The following is a 12,614-nucleotide window of genomic DNA, read 5'->3' as shown; positions in this document are numbered from 1 at the left end:
ATGAACAACCTTGGTTGTTGAGCCATACGAAAGACCTCTTGGGGTTGTATGGTTAAGTGACTAAGCGTACACGGTGGATGCCTGGGCAGTCAGAGGCGATGAAGGACGTGCTAACCTGCGATAAGCCAAGAGAAGATGGTAAGAATCACTATACTCTTGGATTTCCGAATGGGGAAACCCAGCTGCATAAGCAGTTATCGTAACGTGAATACATAGCGTTGCGAGGCGAACCGGGGGAACTGAAACATCTAAGTACCCCGAGGAAGAGAAATCAACCGAGATTCCGGCAGTAGCGGCGAGCGAACCCGGATTAGCCCTTAAGCTAGTTTTGCGTCAGGTGAATGTGCTGGAAAGCACAGCGATACAGGGTGATAGCCCCGTAACCGGTAGCGCATTATCAGTGAAAACGAGTAGGACGGGACACGTGTTATCTTGTCTGAAGATGGGGGGACCATCCTCCAAGGCTAAATACTCCTGACTGACCGATAGTGAACCAGTACCGTGAGGGAAAGGCGAAAAGAACCCCTGTGAGGGGAGTGAAATAGAACCTGAAACCGTGTACGTACAAGCAGTAGGAGCCCTTCGGGGTGACTGCGTACCTTTTGTATAATGGGTCAGCGACTTAATTTTAGTAGCAAGGTTAACCGATTAGGGGAGCCGTAGGGAAACCGAGTCTTAACTGGGCGTACAGTTGCTAGGATTAGACCCGAAACCAGGTGATCTAGCCATGGGCAGGTTGAAGGTGAGGTAACACTTACTGGAGGACCGAACCGACTAATGTTGAAAAATTAGCGGATGACTTGTGGCTAGGGGTGAAAGGCCAATCAAACCTGGAGATAGCTGGTTCTCCCCGAAAGCTATTTAGGTAGCGCCTCGGACGAATACTACTGGGGGTAGAGCACTGTTAAGGCTAGGGGGTCATCCCGACTTACCAACCCTTTGCAAACTCCGAATACCAGTAAGTACTATCCGGGAGACACACGGCGGGTGCTAACGTCCGTCGTGGAGAGGGAAACAACCCAGACCGCCAGCTAAGGTCCCAAAGTTATAGCTAAGTGGGAAACGATGTGGGAAGGCTCAGACAGCCAGGATGTTGGCTTAGAAGCAGCCATCATTTAAAGAAAGCGTAATAGCTCACTGGTCGAGTCGGCCTGCGCGGAAGATTTAACGGGGCTAAGCTATACACCGAAGCTGCGGCAATGCATTTTATGTATTGGGTAGGGGAGCGTTCTGTAAGCGGTTGAAGGTGCATCGTAAGGTGTGCTGGACGTATCAGAAGTGCGAATGCTGACATGAGTAACGATAAAGGGAGTGAAAAACTCCCTCGCCGGAAGACCAAGGGTTCCTGTCCAACGTTAATCGGGGCAGGGTGAGTCGACCCCTAAGGCGAGGCCGAAAGGCGTAGTCGATGGGAAACGGGTTAATATTCCCGTACTTCTTACTATTGCGATGGGGGGACGGAGAAGGCTAGGTGGGCCTGGCGACGGTTGTCCAGGTTCAAGGGTGTAGGCTGTAATCTTAGGCAAATCCGGGATTACCTAAGGCTGAGACCCGATGTCGAGCCGCTACGGCGGTGAAGTCATTGATGCCATGCTTCCGGGAAAAGCCTCTAAGCTTCAGATAGTAAGGAATCGTACCCCAAACCGACACAGGTGGTCGGGTAGAGAATACCAAGGCGCTTGAGAGAACTCGGGTGAAGGAACTAGGCAAAATGGTACCGTAACTTCGGGAGAAGGTACGCTGCCGGCGGTGAAGAGACTTGCTCTTGGAGCTGCTGGCAGTCGCAGATACCAGGTGGCTGCAACTGTTTATTAAAAACACAGCACTGTGCAAAATCGAAAGATGACGTATACGGTGTGACGCCTGCCCGGTGCCGGAAGGTTAATTGATGGGGTTAGACTTCGGTCGAAGCTCTTGATCGAAGCCCCGGTAAACGGCGGCCGTAACTATAACGGTCCTAAGGTAGCGAAATTCCTTGTCGGGTAAGTTCCGACCTGCACGAATGGCGTAATGATGGCCACGCTGTCTCCACCCGAGACTCAGTGAAATTGAAATCGCAGTGAAGATGCTGCGTACCCGCGGCTAGACGGAAAGACCCCGTGAACCTTTACTACAGCTTGGCACTGAACATTGACCCTACATGTGTAGGATAGGTGGGAGGCTTTGAAACCAGCACGCCAGTGTTGGTGGAGCCGTCCTTGAAATACCACCCTTGTAGTGTTGATGTTCTAACGTCGCCCCGTTATCCGGGGTGCGGACAGTGCCTGGTGGGTAGTTTGACTGGGGCGGTCTCCTCCCAAAGCGTAACGGAGGAGCACGAAGGTGGGCTAATCACGGTCGGACATCGTGAGGTTAGTGCAATGGCATAAGCCCGCTTGACTGCGAGAATGACGGTTCGAGCAGGTGCGAAAGCAGGTCATAGTGATCCGGTGGTTCTGTATGGAAGGGCCATCGCTCAACGGATAAAAGGTACTCCGGGGATAACAGGCTGATACCGCCCAAGAGTTCATATCGACGGCGGTGTTTGGCACCTCGATGTCGGCTCATCACATCCTGGGGCTGAAGTCGGTCCCAAGGGTATGGCTGTTCGCCATTTAAAGTGGTACGCGAGCTGGGTTTAGAACGTCGTGAGACAGTTCGGTCCCTATCTGCCGTGGGCGTTGGATGATTGAGAGGGGCTGCTCCTAGTACGAGAGGACCGGAGTGGACGAACCTCTGGTGTTCGGGTTGTGTCGCCAGACGCATTGCCCGGTAGCTAAGTTCGGAATCGATAACCGCTGAAAGCATCTAAGCGGGAAGCGAGCCTCAAGATGAGTCATCCCTGAACCTATAAGGTTCCTGAAGGGTTGTTGGAGACTACGACGTAGATAGGCAGGGTGTGTAAGCGTTGTGAGGCGTTGAGCTAACCTGTACTAATTGCCCGTGAGGCTTAACCATACAACACCCAAGGGGTTTTAACGGACTCCATGAGCACTTGAATGTAGTGCGAGAACATCAGCTTTCGAGATTGTAAGAATTTTGCTTGGCGACCATAGCATTATGGACCCACCTGATCCCATGCCGAACTCAGCAGTGAAACGTAATAGCGCCGATGGTAGTGTGGGGCCTCCCCATGTGAGAGTAGGACATCGCCAGGCTTCCAATTTATTTTCACTTTTAAAAAGTGAAGACAAATAGGGCACTTGCTTACAACGTAAGCAAGTCACCATAGAGCTTTAAGTTTTCTTAGAGTTTTATGTTGACTTTCAAAGTGAGTAGCGTATTATACGCGTCCTGCTTAAGTGCTAAGGCACTGAAAGGCAATATGTTCTTTAACAATTTGACCATGCAATCTGTGTGGGCACTCGTGAAATGATAGTCAAAAAGAATTATCAATGAAACTGAGTGACCAAATCGAATCGCAAGATTCGGCACAGTCAATTCATTCATTACTTCGGTAATGGATTAACAGTATTCATTGAGCCAAAACTTTAATTGAAGAGTTTGATCATGGCTCAGATTGAACGCTGGCGGCAGGCCTAACACATGCAAGTCGAGCGGCAGCGACATGACTGAACCTTCGGGGGACGTTATGGGCGGCGAGCGGCGGACGGGTGAGTAATGCCTGGGAATATGCCCTGATGTGGGGGATAACCATTGGAAACGATGGCTAATACCGCATAATCTCTTCGGAGCAAAGAGGGGGACCTTCGGGCCTCTCGCGTCAGGATTAGCCCAGGTGAGATTAGCTAGTTGGTGAGGTAAGAGCTCACCAAGGCGACGATCTCTAGCTGGTCTGAGAGGATGATCAGCCACACTGGAACTGAGACACGGTCCAGACTCCTACGGGAGGCAGCAGTGGGGAATATTGCACAATGGGGGAAACCCTGATGCAGCCATGCCGCGTGTGTGAAGAAGGCCTTCGGGTTGTAAAGCACTTTCAGTTGTGAGGAAGGCATTGTCGTTAATAGCGGCAGTGTTTGACGTTAGCAACAGAAGAAGCACCGGCTAACTCCGTGCCAGCAGCCGCGGTAATACGGAGGGTGCGAGCGTTAATCGGAATTACTGGGCGTAAAGCGCATGCAGGCGGCTTGTTAAGCCAGATGTGAAAGCCCGGGGCTCAACCTCGGAATAGCATTTGGAACTGTCAGGCTAGAGTCTTGTAGAGGGGGGTAGAATTTCAGGTGTAGCGGTGAAATGCGTAGAGATCTGAAGGAATACCGGTGGCGAAGGCGGCCCCCTGGACAAAGACTGACGCTCAGATGCGAAAGCGTGGGGAGCAAACAGGATTAGATACCCTGGTAGTCCACGCCGTAAACGATGTCTACTTGGAGGTTGGTGCCTTGAGCACTGGCTTTCGGAGCTAACGCGTTAAGTAGACCGCCTGGGGAGTACGGTCGCAAGATTAAAACTCAAATGAATTGACGGGGGCCCGCACAAGCGGTGGAGCATGTGGTTTAATTCGATGCAACGCGAAGAACCTTACCTACTCTTGACATCCAGAGAACTTTCCAGAGATGGATTGGTGCCTTCGGGAACTCTGAGACAGGTGCTGCATGGCTGTCGTCAGCTCGTGTTGTGAAATGTTGGGTTAAGTCCCGCAACGAGCGCAACCCTTATCCTTGTTTGCCAGCACTTCGGGTGGGAACTCCAGGGAGACTGCCGGTGATAAACCGGAGGAAGGTGGGGACGACGTCAAGTCATCATGGCCCTTACGAGTAGGGCTACACACGTGCTACAATGGCGTATACAGAGGGCTGCCAACTTGCGAGAGTGAGCGAATCCCAGAAAGTACGTCGTAGTCCGGATTGGAGTCTGCAACTCGACTCCATGAAGTCGGAATCGCTAGTAATCGTGGATCAGAATGCCACGGTGAATACGTTCCCGGGCCTTGTACACACCGCCCGTCACACCATGGGAGTGGGCTGCACCAGAAGTAGATAGCTTAACCTTCGGGAGGGCGTTTACCACGGTGTGGTTCATGACTGGGGTGAAGTCGTAACAAGGTAGCCCTAGGGGAACCTGGGGCTGGATCACCTCCTTAACGATATGACTGCGTTTTACGCAGTGTCCACACAGATTGCTTGGTTAATAGTAAAAGACATACGGTATCGGGTCTGTAGCTCAGGTGGTTAGAGCGCACCCCTGATAAGGGTGAGGTCGGTGGTTCAAGTCCACTCAGACCCACCACTTCTTCTCCCAGAGGATGTGGTGACGGTATCGGTATTTCGATGGGGCTATAGCTCAGCTGGGAGAGCGCCTGCCTTGCACGCAGGAGGTCAGCAGTTCGATCCTGCTTAGCTCCACCACTCTCTAAAAACATTCTTGTGAGTGTGTTTAGAAAGTGGATGTCGAAAGACAAACACATGCTCTTTAACAATCTGGAAAGCTGACTAGTAAATTCAATCGATAGATTGATTTATTTTGTTCTTCTTTATGAAGAACGAGTTCTCAAGCAACACACATTCAAGTGTCTTGTGTAAGAGTCCGGCGAAACACAGTTCATCACAACTCAGATGAACAACCTTGGTTGTTGAGCCATACGAACAGACCCCTTGGGGTTGTATGGTTAAGTGACTAAGCGTACACGGTGGATGCCTGGGCAGTCAGAGGCGATGAAGGACGTGCTAACCTGCGATAAGCCAAGAGAAGATGGTAAGAATCACTATACTCTTGGATTTCCGAATGGGGAAACCCAGCTGCATAAGCAGTTATCGTAACGTGAATACATAGCGTTGCGAGGCGAACCGGGGGAACTGAAACATCTAAGTACCCCGAGGAAGAGAAATCAACCGAGATTCCGGCAGTAGCGGCGAGCGAACCCGGATTAGCCCTTAAGCTAGTTTTGCGTCAGGTGAATGTGCTGGAAAGCACAGCGATACAGGGTGATAGCCCCGTAACCGGTAGCGCATTATCAGTGAAAACGAGTAGGACGGGACACGTGTTATCTTGTCTGAAGATGGGGGGACCATCCTCCAAGGCTAAATACTCCTGACTGACCGATAGTGAACCAGTACCGTGAGGGAAAGGCGAAAAGAACCCCTGTGAGGGGAGTGAAATAGAACCTGAAACCGTGTACGTACAAGCAGTAGGAGCCCTTCGGGGTGACTGCGTACCTTTTGTATAATGGGTCAGCGACTTAATTTTAGTAGCAAGGTTAACCGATTAGGGGAGCCGTAGGGAAACCGAGTCTTAACTGGGCGTACAGTTGCTAGGATTAGACCCGAAACCAGGTGATCTAGCCATGGGCAGGTTGAAGGTGAGGTAACACTTACTGGAGGACCGAACCGACTAATGTTGAAAAATTAGCGGATGACTTGTGGCTAGGGGTGAAAGGCCAATCAAACCTGGAGATAGCTGGTTCTCCCCGAAAGCTATTTAGGTAGCGCCTCGGACGAATACTACTGGGGGTAGAGCACTGTTAAGGCTAGGGGGTCATCCCGACTTACCAACCCTTTGCAAACTCCGAATACCAGTAAGTACTATCCGGGAGACACACGGCGGGTGCTAACGTCCGTCGTGGAGAGGGAAACAACCCAGACCGCCAGCTAAGGTCCCAAAGTTATAGCTAAGTGGGAAACGATGTGGGAAGGCTCAGACAGCCAGGATGTTGGCTTAGAAGCAGCCATCATTTAAAGAAAGCGTAATAGCTCACTGGTCGAGTCGGCCTGCGCGGAAGATTTAACGGGGCTAAGCTATACACCGAAGCTGCGGCAATGCATTTTATGTATTGGGTAGGGGAGCGTTCTGTAAGCGGTTGAAGGTGCATCGTAAGGTGTGCTGGACGTATCAGAAGTGCGAATGCTGACATGAGTAACGATAAAGGGAGTGAAAAACTCCCTCGCCGGAAGACCAAGGGTTCCTGTCCAACGTTAATCGGGGCAGGGTGAGTCGACCCCTAAGGCGAGGCCGAAAGGCGTAGTCGATGGGAAACGGGTTAATATTCCCGTACTTCTTACTATTGCGATGGGGGGACGGAGAAGGCTAGGTGGGCCTGGCGACGGTTGTCCAGGTTCAAGGGTGTAGGCTGTAATCTTAGGCAAATCCGGGATTACCTAAGGCTGAGACCCGATGTCGAGCCGCTACGGCGGTGAAGTCATTGATGCCATGCTTCCGGGAAAAGCCTCTAAGCTTCAGATAGTAAGGAATCGTACCCCAAACCGACACAGGTGGTCGGGTAGAGAATACCAAGGCGCTTGAGAGAACTCGGGTGAAGGAACTAGGCAAAATGGTACCGTAACTTCGGGAGAAGGTACGCTGCCGGCGGTGAAGAGACTTGCTCTTGGAGCTGCTGGCAGTCGCAGATACCAGGTGGCTGCAACTGTTTATTAAAAACACAGCACTGTGCAAAATCGAAAGATGACGTATACGGTGTGACGCCTGCCCGGTGCCGGAAGGTTAATTGATGGGGTTAGACTTCGGTCGAAGCTCTTGATCGAAGCCCCGGTAAACGGCGGCCGTAACTATAACGGTCCTAAGGTAGCGAAATTCCTTGTCGGGTAAGTTCCGACCTGCACGAATGGCGTAATGATGGCCACGCTGTCTCCACCCGAGACTCAGTGAAATTGAAATCGCAGTGAAGATGCTGCGTACCCGCGGCTAGACGGAAAGACCCCGTGAACCTTTACTACAGCTTGGCACTGAACATTGACCCTACATGTGTAGGATAGGTGGGAGGCTTTGAAACCAGCACGCCAGTGTTGGTGGAGCCGTCCTTGAAATACCACCCTTGTAGTGTTGATGTTCTAACGTCGCCCCGTTATCCGGGGTGCGGACAGTGCCTGGTGGGTAGTTTGACTGGGGCGGTCTCCTCCCAAAGCGTAACGGAGGAGCACGAAGGTGGGCTAATCACGGTCGGACATCGTGAGGTTAGTGCAATGGCATAAGCCCGCTTGACTGCGAGAATGACGGTTCGAGCAGGTGCGAAAGCAGGTCATAGTGATCCGGTGGTTCTGTATGGAAGGGCCATCGCTCAACGGATAAAAGGTACTCCGGGGATAACAGGCTGATACCGCCCAAGAGTTCATATCGACGGCGGTGTTTGGCACCTCGATGTCGGCTCATCACATCCTGGGGCTGAAGTCGGTCCCAAGGGTATGGCTGTTCGCCATTTAAAGTGGTACGCGAGCTGGGTTTAGAACGTCGTGAGACAGTTCGGTCCCTATCTGCCGTGGGCGTTGGATGATTGAGAGGGGCTGCTCCTAGTACGAGAGGACCGGAGTGGACGAACCTCTGGTGTTCGGGTTGTGTCGCCAGACGCATTGCCCGGTAGCTAAGTTCGGAATCGATAACCGCTGAAAGCATCTAAGCGGGAAGCGAGCCTCAAGATGAGTCATCCCTGAACCTATAAGGTTCCTGAAGGGTTGTTGGAGACTACGACGTAGATAGGCAGGGTGTGTAAGCGTTGTGAGGCGTTGAGCTAACCTGTACTAATTGCCCGTGAGGCTTAACCATACAACACCCAAGGGGTTTTAACGGACTCCATGAGCACTTGAATGTAGTGCGAGAACATCAGCTTTCTAAGATTGTAAGAATTTTGCTTGGCGACCATAGCATTATGGACCCACCTGATCCCATGCCGAACTCAGCAGTGAAACGTAATAGCGCCGATGGTAGTGTGGGGCCTCCCCATGTGAGAGTAGGACATCGCCAGGCTTCCAATTTAGATTATCGTGCTGAACACACGGTGATTTGAGTGGAGCGGTAGTTCAGTTGGTTAGAATACCGGCCTGTCACGCCGGGGGTCGCGGGTTCGAGTCCCGTCCGCTCCGCCACTTATTAAGAAGCCTCGTCAAAAGACGGGGCTTTTTTACATCTGTCGGATATGTTCGCCTTGCAGGCGAATGATACCAATCTGGAAAATTAACTGGTCAGGTTAATCCAGTCTCTGGTGCACATTTTGGTAACTCTATCTGCACGCTCCAAGAATCGATTCCATGCAGTGCATACTTTCGACACAATATCTTGGTAGTCGGTAAAACTCTGATTGGCAAGATAGTGTTGTCTGAGCCAACTCCACACTTGTTCTATCGGGTTTAGCTCTGGTGAATATGGCGGGAGCTTGATGATACTGACATTACTAAACTGTTCTGCAATGTCATTTGTATGCCAGCCAGCACCATCCATAATGACCACTGCGTGACGACCTTTTTCGGTCACCGCGGAGATCTGCTTAAGGTGCTCAACCATAATGTCCTTGTTAACCCAAGGAACGACCAGCGCCTCGCCAATACCTCTAGCGGGACATACTGAGCCAAACAAATACGCATATTCAAACTGCTGCTGCTTTACTGCTCTTGGTCTTGATCCACGTTTAGCCCAAAGTCGAGTTGTCGTGTTTTGCTGGCCAAATCTTGCTTCATCTTGAAACCAGACATCGACGTTATCAAGCCCCATGTGACCGGGGATCTTAAGGATCGTTTCAATTTTGAATTTTTTTAAAATCGTCTTGGATTTGCTGGGATTGACGAGGGTGCTTGGAGCGTGATGTTATCCAAGAGAAGCCCATGTGATTAAGCAAATAGTAGATAGAGTCTGGGTGGTAGTGTTTACCAAACTCTTTCACGATATAAGCATGAATATCAGTACCTGTTAACCTCCCTCCAGATGAATCTTCGGCACGTGTCTTTATAAACTGGCTTAGCTGTTCACGTTGCTGAGTATTGAGGAATGCTGGGCGACCCGTTCTTGGTTTCTCTTGCAGTCCTTCAAGCCCTTCTTCAAGGAATGTTTGTACCCATTTATTCACACTCGTTCTGCTTAACTTAAGGAACTTAGCAATTTGGGTTCGAGAGTGACCATCTTTAAAGTGAGCCAATGCGAGCAATCGCATCTTCATTTGAATAGATTTTTGTTGGCTAGCAAGCTTTTTGAAATCAATGGTATCGAGGCTGTCCATAGCGTCTTTTTTCACGAAGAAGTAACAGCCTCAATTAGATCATATTTTTACTTAGATTGGTATGAGTCCCGCTTGTGCGCAAGCCCGGCCCTCCGCCACTTATTAAGAAACCTCAGTCGAAAGGCTGGGGTTTTTTGCTATCTGACGCTCCCGAAAGTGCTGTGCACTTTTTCGCGGGCCGGGATGCCGGACCATCGATTCCCGTCCGCTCCGCCACTTATTAAGAAGCCTCGTCGAAAGACGGGGCTTTCTTGTATTTGATGCTCCCGAAAGTGCTGCGCACTTTGGTTGCGTCCGGGAGCCCGGCGCGTTTAGTCCTGCTGGTACGCCAGCCCGTCCGCTCCGCCACTTACACTAAGCCCAAGCAGAAATGCTTCGGCTTTTTTACATCTGTCGGAAATGTTCGCCTTGCAGGCGAATAAGTCCCGCAGGGGGAGGCCCTCCGTCACTTATTAATAAGCCTCGACTAGGCGTAGCCCGATGAAAGGCTGGCTTTTTGCGTTATCTACCAAACGTATGGAGCTAGGAAGAAGGGCACCTTGGCTTGAGGAAAGTGGCTCTAAGGTACGAGCATATGATGTTCGTCGGGGTTAAGAGAAACTAGGAAGATAGATAAGTGAAAAGGTTTGATATAGGTTTTATGCACTACAAGCCAGCATGCAGGGCTATGGCTCGTTGTAAAAAACAAACCCAGCCATTGGCTGGGTTTGTCAGATGGAAGGATGGACTACGATTACAGTAGAGCTTTGACAGCCTCAGTGTTAGTACAGACGCTGATCCCTGCTTCTTTCATCTCTATACAAGCTTGCTTGACTGTATCTGGAGCAATGCCACGGCAAGCGGCCAGATTGACAATCACCTGGAACAGGCCGGTCGCTTGCAGTTGCAGCGCTGTCGTTTTGACGCAATAGTCAGTCGCCAAACCACCGACCAATATTGTTTTAACTGCCTTGGCTTGAAGCCATTCGATTAGGCCTGTGCTGAGCTTTTCCTGAAGATCGTGATAGCAAGCACCGTAGGGGTGAAGATCGGGTTCGATCCCTTTCCAAATGACATGATCATACTCTGTAATCGCAGGTAGATCAGGGATCGTTTCAAACCCTGTTGTACCGGGAACGGCATGGCTGACCCAAGTGAGATCGGCATTCGGGTAGTCTAAAGGAGAGAGCATCTTGTCATGTGACTCGACAACCCATACTGCATTGTGTGGATGGGCGTCTTTTGTCAGTATGCGCAAGTTAGCCAACGCTGCCTGGCGATTTAACTCTGGGCCGATAGTGTCACCTTCAGCAACCGGTAACTCATTTGGGCACAGAGGAGTAAAGGTCTTTTGTGGATCAACATCGATGGCAGCAATCGTCATGGCCGTCTCTCTTACAGGATCTGGTTAAGGATATGATCGGCTTTGACCCGACGGATACGCTTGATCAGCTTTCTCACTGGGGCGGGGTAAGCATCAATCTTTTCGATAAACTTGTAGCTACCAACAAGCTGAGTGTGCTCGAGAATACGGTCAAGTTCACGTTGCTTCTGCTCTGCTAATAGCTGCTGTTTATCATGGACAAGAATGGCATTCTCTAAGTCCAGTTTCCAAGCCCTTGGATTAAGGTTGTTACCCGTGATCAGCATATAGCTGCGGTCAACCCAGATCCCTTTCAAGTGGAAGCTGTTGTCGTTGTGCTTCCATAAGTGGATCGCAAGCTGGCGTCTAGCAATAGCGGCTTCGTTCTGCTTGGCAAAATTGCGGAGGTTGACTTCATACAGGTAAGGCAATCCCGCAATGGTTTTAAACGGCTCGCTAGGAGGTATGTAGAAGTCATTGGCTGTCTTGTCACCGACAATGATTGTCACTTTTACACCACGACGTAGTGCCCTTTTGACTTCCCGGCTAACGCTGCGAGGAAAGTTGAAGTAGGGCGTGCAAATCGTCAGTTCCTGCTGGGCGCTGGCAATCAAGGTACAGATATGCTGATTTAGTCGGTTTTTTCGTTTGCCGAGGCCAACGAGAGGGGTCAAGCCGACTTCTTCGTCTGAGACCTGTTCAGGCACGAATTGGTAGCTGGCTTTTTGTAATTGCTGGCGCAGCTCTTTGATTGCCCCTTTCAAGTTTCTTGTGTCTGGGCGGTTAGCCTGGCTCAGGCAGTTTACTGCATCGCTGTTGACTAGGGTGTTGACAATAAAGTTAGCCATGCTATCGGCTAGCTGATTATTGTGGATCACATGATAGCGGTCGTAGCGGTAGCGCTGATGCTGAGCTAGGTAAACATCATTGAGGCTGGCGCCGCTGTATATAATTTTGTCATCGACGACAAAACCTTTGAGGTGTAGTACTCCAAAGACTTCGCGGTTACGTACCGGTACACCGAGAATGTCGATCTGATGTTCATATTTTTCCGAGAACTCGCGGTATAGGGCGGCGTTACCATCTGATTTGTCTGCGCCGATAAGCCCTCGCTGTGCCCGGTGCCAATCTACCAGAACCTTGATATCAAGTTCAGGGTTAGCCTGCTTGGCTTCGTACAGTGCCGTGAGGATCCCACGTCCACCGTCGTCATCTTGTAGGTAGAGCGCAACTAGATAAATACGCGCTTTGGCATTGGAGATTTCTTGGTGGAGACGTTCACGGAACGATCCTGCATCGAGAAGGGTCTCTAAATCTTCTGGCTTGTGTGCAATACACGGCAGTTGCTCAATGCGTTGCTTGTTAGCAATAGCTGAATCCATTATCGCCTCGTTT

3 protein-coding genes, 3 tRNA genes and 5 rRNA genes are annotated in these 12,614 nt (G+C 50.7%); 8 read left to right on the top strand and 3 right to left on the bottom strand.

Annotated elements, in window-relative coordinates; all coding sequences use genetic code 11:
• The first annotated feature begins 50 nt into the window (after positions 1-50).
• From PTW35_RS16800 to PTW35_RS16765, 8 genes are all read left to right on the top strand, one after another.
• A 23S ribosomal RNA gene (locus PTW35_RS16800) occupies positions 51-2,937 on the top strand.
• Between the two features lie 84 nt (positions 2,938-3,021).
• Positions 3,022-3,137 (top strand): 5S ribosomal RNA (rrf, locus tag PTW35_RS16795).
• A gap of 334 nt (positions 3,138-3,471) precedes the next feature.
• Positions 3,472-5,023 (top strand): 16S ribosomal RNA (locus tag PTW35_RS16790).
• A gap of 69 nt (positions 5,024-5,092) precedes the next feature.
• Positions 5,093-5,169, top strand: a tRNA-Ile gene (locus PTW35_RS16785).
• A 43-nt stretch (positions 5,170-5,212) separates the two neighbouring features.
• A tRNA-Ala gene (locus PTW35_RS16780) sits at positions 5,213-5,288 on the top strand.
• Positions 5,289-5,546: 258 nt separating this feature from the next.
• Positions 5,547-8,433 (top strand): 23S ribosomal RNA (locus tag PTW35_RS16775).
• A gap of 85 nt (positions 8,434-8,518) precedes the next feature.
• A 5S ribosomal RNA gene (gene rrf, locus PTW35_RS16770) occupies positions 8,519-8,634 on the top strand.
• The 16S, 23S and 5S rRNA genes sit together here with 3 tRNA genes alongside, the layout of an rRNA operon.
• A 42-nt stretch (positions 8,635-8,676) precedes the next feature.
• Positions 8,677-8,753: transfer RNA gene (locus tag PTW35_RS16765), tRNA-Asp, on the top strand.
• 88 nt (positions 8,754-8,841) lie between these two features.
• On the opposite strand, the gene PTW35_RS16760 is transcribed toward PTW35_RS16765, so the two are convergent.
• The 3 genes from PTW35_RS16760 to pssA form a co-directional block, all read right to left on the bottom strand.
• Positions 8,842-9,877, bottom strand: a protein-coding gene (locus tag PTW35_RS16760; RefSeq protein ID WP_281027544.1) for an IS630 family transposase whose coding sequence is annotated in 2 segments (ribosomal slippage) — positions 8,842-9,417 and positions 9,419-9,877 — 1,035 coding nt in all. Because the reading frame shifts where the segments join, the coding sequence is not laid out codon by codon here.
• 733 nt (positions 9,878-10,610) lie between these two features.
• Positions 10,611-11,240 (bottom strand): nicotinamidase, encoded by a 630-nt coding sequence (locus tag PTW35_RS16755; RefSeq protein ID WP_281025912.1) that lies wholly within the window; start codon positions 11,238-11,240, stop codon positions 10,611-10,613.
• A gap of 11 nt (positions 11,241-11,251) precedes the next feature.
• Positions 11,252-12,601, bottom strand: coding sequence for a CDP-diacylglycerol--serine O-phosphatidyltransferase (pssA, locus tag PTW35_RS16750; RefSeq protein WP_281025911.1), 1,350 nt, complete (start codon positions 12,599-12,601; stop codon positions 11,252-11,254).
• Between the last annotated feature and the right edge of the window lie 13 nt (positions 12,602-12,614).

It is taken from the genome of Photobacterium sp. DA100, assembly GCF_029223585.1.
GTDB lineage: Bacteria > Pseudomonadota > Gammaproteobacteria > Enterobacterales > Vibrionaceae > Photobacterium.
This window is presented reverse-complemented; position numbering and strand designations above follow the sequence as displayed.